Source organism: Janthinobacterium sp. DSP2-3-3, assembly GCF_049897325.1.
Lineage (GTDB): Bacteria > Pseudomonadota > Gammaproteobacteria > Burkholderiales > Burkholderiaceae_D > Janthinobacterium.
This window is the reverse complement of sequence record NZ_JAFCWA010000005.1, coordinates 203,537-221,460: the sequence shown is the minus strand read 5'-3', so window position 1 is coordinate 221,460 and position 17,924 is coordinate 203,537. Positions and strand designations below refer to the sequence as shown.

Here is a 17,924-nt window from a genome sequence, read left to right as displayed (position 1 = left end):
AGACAGACACCACATGAAATCGAATGCATTATTGATGGCCTTGCTCAGCGGCGTGCTCGTCGCTTGCGGCGGCGGCCAGGAAGGCACGACCGCCACCCCAAACACCTTGCTCGCTGCCGTCGAGGCGTGCGCCGTCTGGGATGCCGCCACCGTCTACACGGGCGGCCAGTGCGTGCTTTACCAGGGCGTCACCTACAAGGCCAAATGGTGGACGCAGGGCAATGTCCCCAGCGCCACCGACCAATGGGGCCCGTGGGCCGTGACGGATACCCCGACACCGACCCCAACGCCGACGCCAACGCCAACGCCAACGCCAACACCGACGCCGACGCCGACGCCGACGCCGACGCCGACGCCGACGCCGACGCCAACGCCGACCCCGACACCAACACCAACGCCAACGCCCACGCCAACGGCCTGCCGTCCCGACGGCTTGATCTCGGCCGTGCCGAATGTGCCGTATTGCAAGGTGTATGACGCGAATGGCCGCGAAGTGCTGGGCAATGGCTTGAACCGGCGCATCGTCGGCTATTTCGCCAGCTGGCGCACGGGTGTCGATGGCAGTCCCACTTACCTGGTGAACAACTTGCCGTGGGATAAGATCACGCACCTGAACTATGCGTTTGCTTCCGTTGACCCGGCCACGTCAAAAATCGCCATCGGCAGCGGTGCGGCTAATCCTGACACAGGCCTCACGTGGCCGAACGTGCCGGCCGCCGCCATGGACCCGTCCCTGCCGTACAAGGGCCACTTCAACTTGCTGGCGCAATACAAGAAGAAGTATCCGGGCGTGAAACTGATGATTTCCGTGGGCGGCTGGGCCGGCAGCGGCGGCTTCTACACGGCCACGACGAATGCGGACGGCAGCATCAACACGGCCGGCATCAATACCCTGGCCGATTCCATGGTGGCGTTCGTGCGCCAGTACAACTTCTTCGATGGCGTCGATGTCGATTACGAACACCCGACCACCAACAATGAAGCGGGCAATCCGAACGACTTCGCCGTCTCGAAACCACGGCTGGCGGGCTTGATGACGAGCTACAACGTGCTGCTGAAAGTGCTGCGCCAGAAGCTCGACGAAGCGGCCGTGCAAGACAATAAATACTATCTGCTGACCATCGCCGGTTCCGCCTCGGGCTGGGTCTTGCGTGGCGAGGAAAACATGTCCGGGTTGAAATACCTCGATTACGCCAGCCTGATGAGTTACGACTTGCACGGTGCGTGGAACCAGTATGTGGGGCCGAACGCGGCGCTGTTTGACGACGGCAACGATGGCGAGCTGCGGGCCGGCAATGCTTACCAGTATCAGAACATCGGCTACCTGAATACGGACTGGGCCTATCGCTACTACCGTGGTGCCATGCAGGCGGGACGCATCAATATCGGCGTGCCGTTCTACACGCGGGGCTGGAAGGATGTGACGGGCGGCACCAACGGCTTGTGGGGCACGACGCCACTGATCAGCTCTACCGTCACCTGTGCCGGCACCAAGACGTGCGGCACGGGCGCCACCGGCATCGACAACGTGTGGTTCGACCTCGATTCGCAAGGCAAGCCCACGCCAGGCGGCGGCAACCCCATCTGGCATGCGCTGAACTTGCAGAACGGTATCGTGCCAAGCTACCTGGACGCGTATAAAGTCACGGACAAGACCCTGGTAGGCAGCTATGTGCCGTACTACAGCAGCACCATGGTGGCGCCGTGGCTGTGGAATGCGACCAAAAAAGTGTTCATTTCGACGGAAACCACGCAATCGATCGCGGCCAAGGCCCAGTACATCGTCAACAACAATATCGGCGGCGTGATGATCTGGGAAATGGCGGGCGACTATGCCTGGGATGCCACGCGCAATGGCGGCAAGGGCGAGTACTTCATGGGCACTACCCTGACGGACGTGCTGTACCAGGCCTTCCGCACGGCTGGTGTGTACGGCAACAAGCGCGCCGAAATCGCCATGCCAGGCACGGCGGCCAACGTCAGCATCAGCCTTGGTGGCTGGAAGCTGGGTGACAATAACTTCCCCATCAATCCCGTGATGACGGTGAAGAACAACACGGCGTCGACCTTGCCGGGCGGCACCGTGGTGGAGTTCGACTATCCCGTCTCGGCGCCATCGGACATGAGTGACCAGTCGGGCTTCGGCTTGACGGTGATCAATGCCGGCTACACGGGGCCGAACAATATCGGCGGCTTCACGAAGAATTACAACCGTGCCCGCTTTGCGATTCCCGCCTGGCAATCGCTGGCGCCGGGTGGCTCCGTGGCGCTGACCCTGAACTACCGCTTGCCGATCTCGGGGCCGGCCAACTATACGGTCACCGTGGGCGGCACCAAGTATGCATTGACGCAAGAGTACCCGGAATTGCCGGTGGCCTTGCCGTAAGGGATGACGCGTTAGTGTCAACAGCGAAGGGCGGAACCGCGGTTCCGCCCTTTTTAGTTTTTACCGCTGATCCCGTTTAAAACCAGGTTTCAACCTGGAATCCATACGATGTGCCGCTGGTATTGTTGTTGTAGATCGGGCCGCCGTTGTTCGACGCGTTGACCGAGGCGGTGGCCGCATCGTTCCATTTGCCGTAGGTCACAAAAGCGCGCAGTTCAGGACGCGACCACAGGCCGGGACCGGCGGAGATCGTCGGTGCGATGGTCAGCTTGGTCAAGCGCTTGGCCGGCAGGCCGCCCGCTTGCGTCACGCGGTCCGTGCCCAGTTCGCCCACCAGCTTGAAGTTGTCGGTGAATGCATATACAGGGCGCACGCCGACCGAGGTCCAGGTCGAGGAACCTTTGGCGTTCGACTCGTCTTTTTGCCACAGGGCGACGAATTCCATGCCGAAATTGGCCATCGGCTGGATCGCCATATCATTGAAGATGCGCGTGCGTTTCACGTCCGAACCGAAATTGGTGTCGCCCGAAGCGCCGAACTGCGCGCCCTTGCCTGTGCCAGGACCGACGCCGTATTGCACGCCGAAGGTATTGCCGCCGCCAAATACTTTACCTTGACGGTGGAAGGCCGACAGCTGCCAGCCGTTATTGCGCTTGCCAGTGGCGACGTCATCCTTGCCTTCGCCGATGATGTAGGTCGCGGCCAGGTCCAGGGTGCCGTTTTCATTGACGGGAATCTCGCCAAAGATGAAGTTCTGGCGCACGGCCGATTTGGTGTTGACGCCGCCGGTCGGCAACGCGATCTTGATGTCGTTGTCCTTGAAGAAGGCATACGAGAATTTACCGGGACCGGCAGGAATACGGTCCAGGCCGGCGCCCGTGCCGTTCATGTTGATGTATTGCAGATCCAGCATGTGGATGTCAGGACGGTAGTAGAAGCGTTTACCGATCCAGGCCGTGCCGCCGTTCAGGAAATCGAGTCCCTGCGCTTCGACATAGGCCTTGACGATGCCCAGTTTGTTGTCGCCGAAATCCGAATTTGGCGCGTAGGCGTTGACCCAGATGGTGGCCAGGTAGTTCACGCCGCCGGACTTGGCGACGGACTTGGTGTAGCCAAATTCCGTGTAGGCGTCGCACTCATTGCCCAGACGGTATTTCATGGTATTGCCACCCAGGCCGAAGCAGCCTTGCGAACCGCCGCCGCCCGATGTATTGCTGCCAGCGCCGGCGCGCAGGTAGCCGTGGAAGCCTTCGGCATCGCCTGGGTACATGGGGTCGGCAAGGGCGGAAGCGCTGGCGATGGCCAGGAGCAGGGCAGGTAAGGTTTTCAATGCAGTGCGATTCATGCGGTCTCCAGAAAGATGTAGGTGGTAGCGGCGGCGCCCCGGAGGACGGCCATCGCATACGGTCTAATGCCGAAAACCAAGTCTAGCAGCGCTTTTTTAAGCACCCTGATACAAAACGAACAAGTAGCGATACTTTCTTTCAAAGTGTTGTTTTTACTCAATATCGATACTCTGGTGCATAGAGGGGCTGCAAAAGAGTATTGAATTGCGGTTTTGGAGTATCAGAAAGTATCAAAGTCCGGTGATACATTGTGGTCGTGGTGCTAAGTACCTGAGCATTGCCAACGACAAAAAACACTGGAGACACACAATGAAACTTTCCGCCATTGCCGCGCTGTGCGCCGGCTGCCTCAGTTCGTCCGCCTTTGCCGCCACCGACCTGGTCATCGCGACCGTCAACAACGGCCACATGATCGAAATGCAAAAGCTCAGCAAGTTCTTCGAGCAAGCCAATCCCGACATCAAGCTCAAATGGGTGACCCTGGAAGAAGGTGTCTTGCGCCAGCGCATGACCACCGATATCGCCACCAAGGGCGGCCAGTTCGATGTGATGACCATCGGCCTGTATGAAACCCCCATTTGGGGCAAGAAAAACTGGCTGATCCCCATCAAGCCGGACGCCAAATACGATATCGACGACTTGCTGCCGGCCATCCGTGAAGGGCTCTCCGGCGATGGCAAGCTGTACGCGTCGCCATTCTATGGCGAAAGCTCGATGATCATGTACCGCAGCGACCTTGTCAAAAAAGCCGGCGTGATGATCGAAGACCGCCCCACCTGGAACCAGTTGCGCGATGTAGCGGCCAAGCTGCACGATCCGGCCAACGGCGTGTATGGCATCTGCCTGCGCGGCAAGCCGGGCTGGGGCGACAACATGGCCCTGATTACGACCATGGCCAATTCCTACGGCGGTCAGCTGTTCGACATGCAATGGAAGCCGCAATTTACCAGCAAGCCGTGGAAAGACGCGGTCACCATGTATGTCGATCTGATGAAGAAATACGGCCCGCCGGGCGCGGCCGCCAACAGCTTCAATGAAAACCTGGCGCTGTTCAACCAGGGCAAGTGCGGCATCTGGATCGACGCGACGATTGCCGCCTCCTTCATCACGGACCCCAAGCAAAGCAAGGTAGCCGACAAGGTGGCGTTCGCCCAATCACCCATCGGCGTGACGGAGCGGGGCGCCAACTGGTTGTGGATCTGGTCGCTCGCCATACCCGCGAGTTCGAAGCACCCGAATGAAGCGCAGCGCTTCATCAACTGGGCCACGTCGCCCGACTACGTGAAACTGGTGGCCAAAGAAACCAGCTGGGCCAACGTGCCGACGGGCACGCGCAAGTCGACGTATGCCAGCCCCGAATTCCAGAAAGCGGCGAAATTTGCCGCGGCCGAAGGCAAGGCCCTGGCCACCACGCGCGCCGTGCAAAGCACCATGCTGCCATCGCCCTACGTGGGCGTGCAATTCGCGTCCATCCCCGAATTCCAGGTGATCGGCGTGGCGGCAGGCCAGCAGATGGCGGCAGCGCTGCTGGGCAAGGTGACGGTGGACCAGGCGCTGGAATTGTCGCAGCAGACGGCGGAGCGCGAAATGCGCAAGGGCGGCTACTACAAATAAGGCAGCTACGTCTTAGTTGCACAGTTTGCTTACCCCAACGGCGTAAATCTGGGGTCGGACCTTCGGATCGGAATGCATCCCATTGGGACGCATTCCCCCTCAGGGTCCGACCCCGGTACTTTAGCTTTGCGGGTTATCGGTTCACCTGCCCCAAGAGAACATTATGAAACGCATTATCCCCCGGACTTTGCTGACGCCGGCCGTCGTCGCCGTCTCCGTCATTTCCGTGATTCCGTTGTTGATCACGCTGTATTACGCGTTCGTGCGCTATTCCATGCTCGATCCGAGCGGCCATCCTTTCCATGGCCTGGCCAATTTCCACTTTTTCTTTACCGATGCCTCTTTCCTGCCGGCATTGCAGAATACCTTCACCCTGCTGTTTTCCGTCATGCTGATCACAGTAGTGCTGGGCACGGCGCTGGGTTTGCTGATCAATGAAGCGTTCCCCGGGCGCGCCATCGTGCGCGTGCTCTTGATCTCGCCGTTTCTCGTCATGCCGGCCGTGAATGCCCTGATGTGGAAGAACATGCTGCTCAATCCGATCTACGGCCTGTTCGCGCAAATCAGTCTGTTCTTTGGCGCCACGCCCGTCGACTGGCTGTCGGCCCACCCCCTGTTTTCCATCATCATGATGGTCTCGTGGCAATGGTTGCCGTTTGCCTGCCTGATCTTCATGACGGCCCTGCAATCGATGGACCGCGAACAGCTGGAAGCGGCCCGCATGGATGGCGCCACCTATCTGCAGCAGTTGCGCTACCTCTATATTCCCCACCTGGGCCGCGCCGTTTCGGTGGTGCTGATGATCGAGATGATCTTCTTGCTATCGATCTTTGCGGAAATCTTTACCACCACAGGCGGCGGTCCCGGTTTCGACACGACCACCATCACCTTCATGATTTACCAGCAGGCACTGCTGTCGTATGACGTTGGAGCGGCCTCTGCCGGTGCCCTGTTCGCCGTGCTCATCGCCAACATCGCCGCCTTCTTTCTGATGCGCGTCATCGGCAAGAATTTGTCGAAATAAGGAGACCTTGATGCATAGCAAACTTAATTTATATAGCCGCACGGCCGCCGCCTGGCTGTGCGCGTTACTGCTGTTCTTTCCCATCTTCTGGCTGGGCCTGATGGCCTTCAAGACGGAAGGGCAAGCCATTTCCACGCCGCCCCTGCTGTTCTTCACACCCACGCTCGACAGCTTCCGCGAAGTGCTGGCGCGCGACAATTACTTTGGCTACGCGTGGAACTCGCTGTTTACCAGCGTGGTGTCGACGGCCATAGGCCTCCTGATCGCCATCCCTGCCGCGTATTCGATGGCCTTCTTTCCCACAAGCGGCACCATCGGCTTGCTGAAATTCATGCTCAGCTCGCGTTACATGCCCGGCGTGGGTGCGCTGATGCCGATCTATATCTGCTACCAGTATTTCGGCCTGCTCGACACGCGCATCGGCCTGACCATCATGTTCATGCTGATGAATCTGCCCATCATGATCTGGCTGCTGTACACCAGCATGAAGGAGTTGCCGCGTGAAATCCTGGAAGCGTCGCGCATGGATGGCGCCACCGTGTGGGATGAATTCCGCCACGTCGTGCTGCCCCTGTCCGTGGGCGGCATCGCTTCCACGGCCCTGGTGTGCATGGTGTGGTCGTGGAATGAATCGTTCTGGTCGCTGAACCTGGGCGCCTCCAACGCGGGCACCCTGGCCTGGCTCATCGCTTCGTATTCCAGCCCGGAAGGCTTGTTCTGGGCCAAATTGTCGGCCGCCTCCCTGATGGCCATCGCGCCCATCATGGCGCTGGGCTGGTTCTGTCAAAAACAATTGGTCCAAGGTATGACCTTTGGCGCTGTTAAGTAAAAACTATTGGATGACATCATGGCTTACCTTCAACTGAGCAATATCGAAAAATTCTTCGGCGAGCACCGCGCCATCAAGGGCATCGACCTGAACATTCAACAAGGCGAATTCGTCGTCTTCGTGGGGCCGTCAGGTTGCGGAAAATCAACCCTGCTACGCCTGATCGCGGGCCTGGAACCTATCGACGGCGGCAAGCTGTCGCTCGACGGGCGCGACATCACCGGCTTGCCCTCGTCCAAGCGCGACCTGGCGATGGTGTTCCAGTCGTATGCGTTGTATCCGCACATGACGGTGTTCCAGAACATGTCGTTCGCGCTGAAGCTGGCCGGCGTCGATCCCGCCATCATCCGCGAAAAAGTCGACAAGGCGGCCGCCATCCTCGACCTGGGGAAATACCTGGAGCGCACGCCGAAGGAGCTGTCGGGCGGCCAGCGCCAGAGGGTGGCCATCGGCCGCGCCATCGTGCGCGACCCGAAAGTGTTCCTGTTCGATGAACCGCTGTCGAACCTCGATGCGGCCCTGCGCGTGCAGACGCGCATCGAGATCGCCAAGCTGCACCGCGAGCTGGGCGCTACCACCATCTATGTGACGCACGACCAGGTGGAGGCGATGACCCTGGCCGACCGCGTGGTGGTGCTGCGCGACGGGCAGATCGAGCAGCATGGCTCGCCCCTAGAACTGTATGACCGTCCCGCCAACCGCTTTGTCGCGCAATTCATCGGCACGCCCAGCATGAACGTGGTGCCGGCCGACGCTGCGCCGCAGTTGCTGGCGCAGGCGGGCAGCGCGGCGCAGGCCGACGGTTTTGTCGGCATCCGTCCCGAGCACGTGCACCTGGGCGCGGCGCAGCCGGGCAGCGTGCCCGTCACCGTCGACCTGGTGGAATCGCTGGGCGTGGAAACGCTGACCTATGTGCGCTTGCCGAACAATGTGCAGGTAGTGTCGCGCGGCGCCGAACGCAGCAGCCTGCAGCCAGGCCAGCAGACGCATTTGACGTTCGAGCCGGGCTTCGTCCACTATTTTGACCGCGCCGGCAAGACTTACGCGGCCGCGAAAGGAGGGCTGTAATGGACGCCATCGCATTGAAGCAGGCGAACCTGGCGCAGCTGCCAGCCAACGTTGCCGTGCCCGCGTATGCGCGCGGCGCGCCCGTGGCCAGCATCGTGCATATCGGCGTGGGCGGCTTTTTCCGCGCCCACCAGGCCGTGTACCTTGACGATTTGCTAGCCTTGCCCGGAAATGAGCAATGGGGCTATTGCGGCGTGGGCTTGCTGCCGCATGACGCGGCCATGCGCGACGCCATGCAGGCGCAGGATGGCTTGTACACGGTGGTCGAGCGCAGCGCGGCTGGCGATACGGCGCGCATCATCGGCAGCATCGGCGAGTATCTGTATGCGCCCGACGAGCCGCAGGCCGTGCTGGAAAAGCTGGCCGATCCTGGCACGCGCATCGTCGCGCTGACCATCACCGAGGGCGGCTATTATGTGAACCAGGGCACGGGCGAATTCGATGCGCAACACCCCGACATCGTGCATGAACTGGCACACCCGCATGCGCCGCGCTGCTCTTTCGGCTACCTGGCCGCCGCCCTGGCCCTGCGCCACCAGCGTGGCCTGGCGCCGTTTACCATCATGTCCTGCGATAACCTGCAAAACAATGGCGATGTGACGCGCAAGATGCTGCTGGCTTTTGTCGCCTTGCGCGACGCGGAACTGGCGCGCTGGCTGGCCACGCATGGCAGCTTCCCCAACAGCATGGTCGACCGCATCACCCCGGCCACCACGGATGAACACCGGGCGCTGGTGCGCGAGTCCTTCGGCATCATCGACGCCTGGCCCGTGGTGTGCGAGCCGTTCCGCCAGTGGGTCATCGAAGACGAATTCCCGCAGGGCCGGCCGGCCTGGGAAAAGGTGGGCGCGCAGATGACGCACGACGTGCTGCCATATGAAAAGATGAAGCTGCGTCTGCTCAATGCCAGCCACCAGGCCCTGTGCTACATCGGCATGCAGCTCGGTTACACGTTTGCGCACGAAGCGATGAACGATCCTGGCATCCGCCTGCTCGTGCGGCGCATGATGGATGACGAGGTCACGCCTCTGCTCGACAAAGTGGACGGCATCGACCTGGAATTGTACAAGGACACCCTGATCGAGCGCTTTTCGAATCCTGCAGTGCGCGACCAACTGGCGCGCATCGGCACGGAAGGCTCGGCGCGCATCCCGAAATTCGTGCTGCCGTCCGTGCGCGAAGCGCTGGAGCAGGGCGGCGCCATCACGCTGCTGGCTTTCACGGTGGCGTGCTGGTTCCGTTACCTGGAAGGCCACGATGAGCAGGGGCGCGAGATGCCCTTGAGTGACCCTTATGCGGTGCGCCTGCGGGCGCTGGCGCTGCAGGGCGGGGCGGACGCCACGGCGCTGCTGTCCTTGCGCGAGCTGTTTGGCGACCTCTCCGACGCGCCCCCGTTCACGCAGGCGGTGGGCGAGGCGCTGGCCAGCCTGTACGGGCTGGGCGCGCGCGCGGCGCTGGAACAGAGCGTCGCCTGACGGGGAGGGCGCGCCATGCCACGCAAAGCCGATGTTTCGTTGCCGCAGATGGAGCTGGAACAGCAGCGAGACGCCACACCCGGTTTCGAGCCGAAAGGCAGTTTCGGCTTCATCCGCTACCTGCAGCACGGCTTTCCGAATGCGCTGGTGCGCTGGCACTATCACGACGAGTACGAACTGCACCTGATCGTCGAAAGCAGCGGCAAGGTCTTTGTCGGTGACTACATCGGCCAGTTTGCGCCCGGTCATCTGGTGCTGACGGGGCCGCGCGTGCCGCATAACTGGGTTTCGCTCGACACGCCACCCGAAGGCGTGGCCCTGCGCGACATGGTGATCCAGTTTTCGCATGTGCCGCTGGCCTCGATGGCCGCCGCCATTCCCGAATTGAAGGATATTTTCCCGCTGCTGCAGCGCGCTTTGCACGGCGTGGAATTTTTTGGCGTCAGCGAACAGTCTTTGCGGCGCTTCCAGTGCATCCGCGACAGCAGCGGCTTGCCGCGCTTTATCGAATTCTTGACACTGCTGGGCGAACTGGCGCAGATCAGCGACTACCAATTGCTGTCGACGGTGCCGATGCAGTCGAGCGACGACGACGTGGCTTTGGCGCGCATCAGTTCGGCCATCAACTTCATCGTGCACAATTACAGCAGCCAGTTCTCGCTGAAACAGCTGGCCGAGCAGGTGGACATGCCAGAGCGGACGTTTTCGCGCTTCTTCCGCAGCGCCACGGGCAATAGCTTCACGGACTTCGTCAACCGCCTGCGCATCAACAAGGCCTGCCAGCTGTTGATGGAGACGGAGCGTTATGTCAGCAACATCTGCTACGAAGCGGGATTCAATAACGTGGCCAACTTCAACCGGCGCTTCCTGGAGTTGAAAGGCATGACGCCGAAGGAGTTTCGCCAGCAGGCGTTGGGGCGTTTTGGCGCGTGAGGCTTTTTGAGGTACATTGGATGGCACAGGCGGGGACAGCCTGGGAGAGACGCGCATGGAACACCTGTGGCAAAAGGACAGCGAGCGCAAGGCGCCCGAACTGGAACGCGAAAGCTACGATGGCATCATCAATTACCTGGAACATGGCTATCCCAGCTCGCGCGTGCGCTGGCACTGCCATGAAGAGTATGAGCTGCACCTGATCGTCGCCACCAGCGGACGCCTGTTCGTGGGCGACTATATCGGCGAATTTTCGCCCGGCCACCTGGTGCTGACAGGCCCGCGCCTGCCGCACAACTGGATTTCCAACCTGGTGCCGGAAGGCGGCGTGGCACTGCGCGACATGATCGTGCAATTCGCCCATACGCCACTGGCCGGCGCCGCGCGCGTCATCCCCGAACTGCGCGAGCTGCTGCCCCTGCTCGAGCGCTCCAGCTACGGCGTGGAGTTTTTCGAGATGGGCCATGAGGCCGAGCAGCACCTGGCGCGCATCCGCACCACGCATGGCGCCGAGCGCTTCGCCGCATTCGTCCAGTTGATGAGCAAGCTGGCGCGCACGGCCAACTACCGCCTGCTGTCGAGCGCTTCGCTGCGCTCGTACGACGATGACGCCACCCTGGCCAAGGTCAACTCCGTCCTCAATTACATCACGGACAATTACCGCGAGCCGATTTCGGCGGAAATGCTGGCCGAGCAGGTGGGCATGTCGCTGAGTAAATTCTCGCGCTTCTTCCGCAAGGCGACGGGCAATAGCTTCACGGATTTCATCAGCCGTTTGCGCATCAACAAGGCGTGCCAGCTATTGATGGATACCGATCACTATGTGTCGAACGTCTGCTACGACGTGGGTTTCCAGAACGTGGCCAACTTCAACCGCCGCTTCCTGCAGGTGAAGGGCGTCACGCCGAAGGAATTCCGGCGCCAGGCCGATGGCCGCTTTGGCGGCATCGGCGGGCCTGTTGCGGATACGCCACTGGCGTGAAGGCTGTCATGGGCTTGTCACTTTGCCCAGTTACTCTCCACGGCTTCAATCCCACCTTAGCCGAGGAATGCATGAAGACTGCCGTAACGTCCACCCCGAAACTGACCCTGCTGGCCATCGCCGCCGGCCTGACCCTGGCCGCTTGCGGCGGCAGCGACAATACGCCGGCGGAGCCTTCCAAGCCCGTGGCGCAAACGGGCGTGTTCCTCGACGGCGCGGTGGAAGGTCTCGATTACGTGGCCGGCAGCGCGGCCAAGGCCAGCACCAATGCCAAGGGCGAATTCATGTGCAACCCGGGCGATACCGTGGCCTTCAGCGTGGGCGGTCTGGCCCTGGGCTCGGCGCCATGCGGCGCCGTCGTCACGCCGCTGGCGCTGGCCGCCAGCACGAATGTGGCAGACGACAAGGTCGTTAACCGCCTGCTGGCGCTGCAATTGCTCGATGAGGACAGCGATCCGTCGAACGGCATCAAGCTGACGACCGAAGTGAAGGCGGCGCTGGCCGGCAAGACGCTGGACTTTGCCGGTGCTCCGGCCGTCTTCAACGCGGCCCTGGCTGCACACTTGAGCAGCGTCGGCGGGAAATTTGCCAGTCGCACGGTCGATGCGGAGCGGCGCGCGCTGGTGCGCGAGCATTTCGAAGATACCCTCGCTTCCAAGGCGGGCGCGCCCGTCAACGAGGCCCTGACGCAGGCCAATCCGGTGGGCGAAGTGAAAGTTACCGTGACGCGCTACCAGATCCAGGCGGCGGACAAATACTATGTGCCGTACGAAGGCGCGAATGCGAAGATCAAGGGCGAATTTCCGAACGGCTTCTTGCCTTCCTACGGTTCGGGCCTGGCCTACAAGGGCAAGAATGCAAACGGCGACCTGGAATTTTATGGCTTGACGGACCGCGGCCCGAACGGCGACGGCCCGCTTGTGCCCGACCCATCGGGCAAGGGCACCAGCGGCAGCAAGATCTTCCCCTCGCCCAGTTTTACTCCCTCGTTCGGCGTGATCACGGTGGGCAAGAACGGCGCCGTGCTGGCATCGAGCACGCCGATCAAGGTGTCGGCCACGGTCAACAGCTCGGGCTTGCCCGTGCCTGTGGGCGCGGTGGGTAATTCGGCCGAGATTCCCGTCATGGATGCGATGAAGTTCGATGCCGCAGGCAAGGCTGTCTTCAATGCGGGCGGCCTCGATTCGGAAGCCATCGTCGTCGATGCCAAGCGAAATGCGCTGTGGGTGTCCGACGAATACGGCCCGTTCATCATCAAGATCGATGCGGCCACGGGCGTCATCCAGGCCAAGTATGAGCCGGGCAAAGGCTTGCCGGCGCTGTTTGCCAAGCGCCGCGCGAACCGCGGCATGGAAGGCATGACACTCGACACGAGCAACGACAAGCTGTACGCCTTCTTGCAAAGCCCCTTGTCCGACGGCAGCGCGCCATACACGGTGACGAAGAAGAATGAACAGGTCGAGCGCTTCGCCCGTTTCACGCGCTGGATCGAATTCGACCCGACGACGGGCAGCAGCGGCAAGATGTATGCGTATCCGCTGAATGCCGCCGACTACCAGGATGGCCGCACGGGCAACGCCAAGCTGGGCGACATGGTGGCGCTGGGCGGCGGCAAGTTCCTTGTCATCGAACAGGGCGCCGCGCCATCGGGCAAGGTCTTCAACAAGCTGATGCTGGTCGAATTGAAGGGGGCCACCGATATCGCGGCAGCCGCCTTCAATGCGACGACGTCCGACCTGGAAAAAAGCAGCATGGGCGGCGCAGCCGTGAATGGCGCTGACTGGGCGGCTGTCACGCCGCTGAAGAAAACCCTGCTGCTGGACTTGAACGCCATCGGCTGGGCGGCGGAAAAGGCCGAAGGCCTGACCCTGATCGACGACTCTACCATCGCGCTGGCCAACGACAACGACTTCGGCCTGAAGACGAAGATCTTTGACGCGAATGGCGTGGAAGTGGCGGACGCCGACGTGACCAAGTGCACGGTCGATGCCAACGGTACGATCGTCACCAGCGCTGCCGTCGGCTGCAATGCCGCCAACACCATCCGCGTGGCGCGCGGCGACGACCGCGAGCGCCCAAGCCGTTTGTGGATCGTGAAGTTCGCCAAGGCGCTCAATACGTATTGATGCAGCCGGACGGATGAAAAAAAGCCGCACAGTGTGAACTGTGCGGCTTTTTTACTGTGGGCCAGGCTTACTTTTTGGTGTAGGTGCTCAACCAGTCCAGCACCGTGTGATGCCACAGCAGCGAATTGGCCGGTTTCAGCACCCAGTGGTTCTCGTCCGGGAAGACCAGCAGCTTGCTCGGGATACCCTGGCGCTGCAGCGCCGTGAAGGTGCCCAGGCCTTGCGCCGTAGGGATGCGGAAGTCCAGGTCGCCCTGCACCACCAGCATCGGCGTCTTCCAGTTTTTCACGAAGTTCACGGGATTGAACTGTTCGTGCTTGGCTGGCGCGTCGTAGTACGGGCCGCCGTTTTCCCACTCCGTGAACCACAGTTCTTCCGTCGCGTAAGCCATGCCGCGGTTGTCAAACACGCCGTCGTGGTTGACCAGGCATTTGAAGCCGTCCGGCCAGTTGCCGGCGATCCAGTTCATCATGTAGCCACCGTACGAGGCGCCCAGCGCGCAGCTGCGTTCGCGGTCCAGCCATGGGAACTTCTTGGTGGCAGCTTCCAGGCCTTTCTGCAGGTCGACCAGTGGCTTGCCGCCCCAGTCGCCGCTGATGGAGTCCGTGAACTTCTGGCCATAGCCGGTGGAGCCGTGGAAGTCGATGAAGACGGTGGCGTAGCCGGCGCCCGCATACACTTGCGGATTCCAGCGGTAGCTCCAGCTATTGCCAAAGCTGCCTTGCGGGCCGCCGTGGACGAGGAAGGCGACCGGATACTTTTCACCGGCCTTGGCATTCCATGGCTTCATCACGTGGCCATACACGGTTTCGCCATTCGCGCCCGCGAACGAGAACTGTTCATATTCGCCGAAGCGCACGTCGGCCAGGGCCGCCGCATTCTGCTTCGTCAGTTGCTGCATCGGTGCGTTTTCCGACTTCGCGTCGAGTTTACGCGTGTACAACTGCGCGCCCGAAGCCAGGTTGGCTTGCGCCAGCACGATGGTATTGCCGCGCACGTCGAAGTCGCCCACGGCGCCTTTTCCCGTGAGCGCAGCGACCTTGCCGCTGGCCGCATCGATGTGGAACAAGCGGTGCTGGCCCACGTCATCGGCGGCGACCAGGAAAGCCTTGCTGTCCGGCGTCCAGCGGAAGTCGGCCACGGAACGGTCCCAGTCGTCGGCCAGGGTGCGCTTCTTGCCGGTGGCGACATCCATCAGCACCAAATGAAAGCGGTCCGCCTCGAAGCCAGGCTTGGTCATGGCGACATACGCCAGGGTACGGCCATCGGGCGAGTAGGTGGCTTTCGCATCCCAGGCCGGATTGTCGGCGGTGAGATTGCGCGGCGCCTGGCCACCGGTGGCAGGTATCGTGTAGACGTCGAAGTTGGTCGACCACGATTCCGTGCGGCCGGCCACGCGCACCGAGAAGGCCACGGTCTTGCCGTCCGGGCTGAAGTGGTATTCGCTATTGTCGCCGAACGGTTTGGAAGGCGCGTCGCCGTCCAGGGTGCCGCTCAGGCTGACAGGCGCGGCGCTGACCTTGCCGGTGGCGTCGATGGGCGCCGAGTACAGCGCGTTGCGGCGGCCATCGGCCCAGGTATCCCAGTGGCGCACGAACATCTGGTCGTAGACCATGCCGGTCGCCTTGTTTTTCGCTTTTTCATCGAGGCGTTTTTTGGTGCAGGCGAGGTCCGCGCAATCGAGGAAGACGCCCATGCTGAAGGCCAGGCGGTCGCCCTGCGGCGACAAGCGGTAGGTGTCGACGTCCAGCGCCAGGTCGGTGACCTTCGCCGCTTCGCCGCCGTTCAGGGGCAGTTGCCACACTTGCGAGGAGCCGGAACGGCCGGACAGGAAGTAGATGGCGTCGCCGTTCGGCGACCATTGCGGGTCGCTGGCGCTGGCATCACCGCGCGTGAGCTGGCGCGGCGCCGCGTTCGGTGCGCGCAGGTCGATCATCCACAGCTGCGTGTTGCCACGGTTTTTGTCCAGGTTGGTCGTGCGCACCGTGTAGACGACGCGCGTGGCGTCCGGCGACAGCACGGGGCTGCCTACGCGTTCCATGGCCACCATGTCTTCCACGGTGAAACCGCGTGGCGCGGCCAGCGCAGGTTCTGCAGCGGCGGCGGTGGTGGCCATGGCGGCACTGAATGCTCCCAAGAGCAGCAGACGTAAACTCATTCAAACTCCCGTTTTATATTGCGACGTTATCGATATGGTATTGACGTGGCCGGCTGTACCGCCGGCAGCCCGACATCATAGCAATAAAGACGTGCCTGCTGCGGGAGTTGACCGCCGGTTAGCCGGCCGGAGTTGCCAGTTGGTCGAGCGCCACGTGGCCCAGGAAACCTCGCTGGCTGGCCGCTGGCAAGCCTGCTTCGATGGCGTGGGCAAAGCGGATGCCGAGGTCTTGTTCCAGCGTCGCCAGCAGGCGCGCCACGTTCGGATAGTCGGCCAGGCTGGCCAGTTGCAGCGGTTCGGCCCAGCGCGCCGTGGCGGCCAGGTAGGCGTCGGCTACGCTTGGCGCGGCCTTGCTTGCCAGCCAGCGGCGCCCATCGAGCAGGCGCTCCAGGTGCGCCAGGCTTTTGTTGACCTTCTCGACGGCCATTTCGCGCCAGACGGACGCGCGCGCATCGTCAGGTGCCGCGCGCGATGCCTGGAAGGCGGGCATGAAGGCAGCGTGGAAGGTCGTGTGCAGGAACGACAGCGCGCTGTTCAGGCGGTCGTATTCCGGCGTGCCCTGTGCAAAACCCAGGCCGCTGTCCGGCGCGCGGGCGGCCAGGTGCAGCAGGATCGCCATGCTTTCCAGCAGCGGTGCGCCCGCGTGCGTGAGCAGGGCCGGCGTCTGGCCCAGCGGATTGATGGCGAGAAAGGCGGCATGCTGCTTGCTGGCCGGGTCGCGCGCTTCCACGCGGGCCAGGCGATAGGGCAAGCCGCTCCATTCGAGGGCGGCGATGGCGGCAAACGAGCAGCCGAACGGCACGCTGTAGATCAGGGTGGTTTCCAAGTCGAAACTCCAATGGGGTGAGGGAAGGGCAGTCTAAGGGCAATGATTACTATTTGGAAGAAGGCAGAATAATGTGGTATGGGTACATTTTTTATACCAGGTGGGAAGCGAACCATGAAAGACAATGTCTCCGGCTGCGCCGTGGAAGAAGCCATGCGCCTGCTGGGCGGGCGCTGGCGCATAGTGCTGCTCAGCTATCTGATGGCGGGGCCGAAGCGCTTCAGCGAAATCCGCCGCGCCGTGCCGAATATCTCGCAGCGCATGCTGACCCTGGACTTGCGCGCGCTGGAAGAGGCGGGCTTGCTGACACGCACCATCTACGCGCAAGTGCCAGTGAAGGTGGAATACCGGCTGACGGAGGAGGGCCTGCGCTTGCAGGAACTGGTGGAAATGCTGCGAGGCATCGGCCTGCGCCTGCGCGGACAGGCGGATGGGGGTGGCGCTTTTCTCTTGTCCGATGGCGAGGAACATTCTCAATAGAAACAGCTGTCTTTATGTAAAGTGCTAGACTGCCGGCCTTTCATCACTACTCTTGATACCCATGCGCCTGACTTCCTTCGCCCTGACCGCCGCCGCCCTGTTTGCCGCCTTGCCGGCCCAGGCGGCCACCATGCCGACGCTTGAACAAATCCACGCCGCCGTGCAGGTGGGCGTGGCCAAGACCCGAGCCAAGATGCAATCGACTATGCCGGTACCGATCGCCGTCAAGGTTACCAGCTTGACCGGCTGCCAGGATTCGCAGGAAGTGCCCGGCGAAGTGGTGTGCCTGGTCGCCATGAGCGCCGGCATGCGCGATGGTTTTATGGTGCTGCCGCTGCGTAACGAGAACGGTACATGGGTGGGCGTCGAGCGCAAGGATGCCAAGTTCGAGGGACCGTCGCCGGCCGAGGCGCAAGCGATGATACGCGCCTGGGCCAAGGAAGAATTGGCGCGCGATCCGGAGGCGGCCAAGGATGTGCAGATGCAGGAAGCGCAGAGCACCATGCAGGTCAAGGCCATCAACGAGTGCGACGTCAAGCGCAAGACGGGTTACCTGGAATGCGATACGGAATTGAGCATGCCAAGCCGTCCTGAAGGCATCAAGACGAAAATGACCTTCATGCTGGAAAGCGGTAACTGGCGTTACGTGCCACGTTAAACGCCACGCCCCTGCGCGC

Annotated in this window: 14 protein-coding genes; 11 read left to right on the top strand and 3 right to left on the bottom strand. The window is 61.9% G+C overall.

Going from position 1 to position 17,924, the window contains the following annotated elements; genetic code table 11:
• Positions 1-13: 13 nt before the first annotated feature.
• A complete protein-coding gene (locus tag ACP7DE_RS12280) occupies positions 14-2,386 on the top strand; it encodes a chitinase C-terminal domain-containing protein (RefSeq protein WP_426072356.1) in 2,373 nt (790 codons plus the stop codon).
• Between the two features lie 76 nt (positions 2,387-2,462).
• On the opposite strand, the gene ACP7DE_RS12275 is transcribed toward ACP7DE_RS12280, so the two are convergent.
• Positions 2,463-3,731: a maltoporin gene (locus ACP7DE_RS12275; protein ID WP_426072355.1), complete on the bottom strand. Its 1,269-nt coding sequence runs from the start codon at positions 3,729-3,731 to the stop codon at positions 2,463-2,465.
• A gap of 310 nt (positions 3,732-4,041) precedes the next feature.
• Here ACP7DE_RS12275 and ACP7DE_RS12270 point away from each other — a divergent pair, with 310 nt between their 5' ends.
• From ACP7DE_RS12270 to ACP7DE_RS12235, 8 genes are all read left to right on the top strand, one after another.
• Positions 4,042-5,346, top strand: a complete 1,305-nt coding sequence (locus ACP7DE_RS12270) for an ABC transporter substrate-binding protein (RefSeq protein ID WP_426072354.1) — start codon at positions 4,042-4,044, stop codon at positions 5,344-5,346.
• Positions 5,347-5,509: 163 nt separating this feature from the next.
• Positions 5,510-6,370: a carbohydrate ABC transporter permease gene (locus ACP7DE_RS12265; protein ID WP_099402681.1), complete on the top strand. Its 861-nt coding sequence runs from the start codon at positions 5,510-5,512 to the stop codon at positions 6,368-6,370.
• Between the two features lie 10 nt (positions 6,371-6,380).
• The gene (locus ACP7DE_RS12260; protein ID WP_426072353.1) at positions 6,381-7,199 is read left to right on the top strand and encodes a carbohydrate ABC transporter permease; all 819 of its coding nucleotides are present in this window, start codon (positions 6,381-6,383) and stop codon (positions 7,197-7,199) included.
• Between the two features lie 18 nt (positions 7,200-7,217).
• Positions 7,218-8,267: an ABC transporter ATP-binding protein gene (locus tag ACP7DE_RS12255; protein ID WP_426072352.1), complete on the top strand. Its 1,050-nt coding sequence runs from the start codon at positions 7,218-7,220 to the stop codon at positions 8,265-8,267.
• On the top strand, positions 8,267-9,742 hold the full coding sequence (locus ACP7DE_RS12250; protein ID WP_426072351.1) for a mannitol dehydrogenase family protein: 1,476 nt from the start codon (positions 8,267-8,269) through the stop codon (positions 9,740-9,742). The genes ACP7DE_RS12255 and ACP7DE_RS12250 overlap by 1 nt, the downstream gene beginning before the upstream one ends.
• Positions 9,743-9,757: 15 nt before the next feature.
• Entirely contained in the window at positions 9,758-10,675 is a 918-nt protein-coding gene (locus ACP7DE_RS12245) for a helix-turn-helix domain-containing protein (protein WP_426072350.1), read from the top strand.
• Positions 10,676-10,730: 55 nt separating this feature from the next.
• On the top strand, positions 10,731-11,657 hold the full coding sequence (locus ACP7DE_RS12240) for a helix-turn-helix domain-containing protein (protein ID WP_426072349.1): 927 nt from the start codon (positions 10,731-10,733) through the stop codon (positions 11,655-11,657).
• 71 nt (positions 11,658-11,728) lie between these two features.
• The gene (locus ACP7DE_RS12235; protein WP_426072348.1) at positions 11,729-13,783 is read left to right on the top strand and encodes an esterase-like activity of phytase family protein; all 2,055 of its coding nucleotides are present in this window, start codon (positions 11,729-11,731) and stop codon (positions 13,781-13,783) included.
• Between the two features lie 67 nt (positions 13,784-13,850).
• Here ACP7DE_RS12235 and ACP7DE_RS12230 read toward each other — a convergent pair whose 3' ends face one another.
• Together ACP7DE_RS12230 and ACP7DE_RS12225 are read right to left on the bottom strand one after the other, a co-directional pair.
• Entirely contained in the window at positions 13,851-15,941 is a 2,091-nt protein-coding gene (locus tag ACP7DE_RS12230; protein WP_426072347.1) for a prolyl oligopeptidase family serine peptidase, read from the bottom strand.
• Positions 15,942-16,059: 118 nt separating this feature from the next.
• On the bottom strand, positions 16,060-16,767 hold the full coding sequence (locus tag ACP7DE_RS12225) for a glutathione S-transferase family protein (protein WP_426072346.1): 708 nt from the start codon (positions 16,765-16,767) through the stop codon (positions 16,060-16,062).
• Positions 16,768-16,881: 114 nt separating this feature from the next.
• Between ACP7DE_RS12225 and ACP7DE_RS12220 the strand changes: the two genes are divergently transcribed.
• Complete coding sequence (locus tag ACP7DE_RS12220; RefSeq protein WP_426072345.1) at positions 16,882-17,247, top strand: winged helix-turn-helix transcriptional regulator; 366 nt, start codon at positions 16,882-16,884, stop codon at positions 17,245-17,247.
• 61 nt (positions 17,248-17,308) lie between these two features.
• Entirely contained in the window at positions 17,309-17,905 is a 597-nt protein-coding gene (locus ACP7DE_RS12215) for a hypothetical protein (protein ID WP_426072344.1), read from the top strand.
• Positions 17,906-17,924 lie beyond the last annotated feature (19 nt).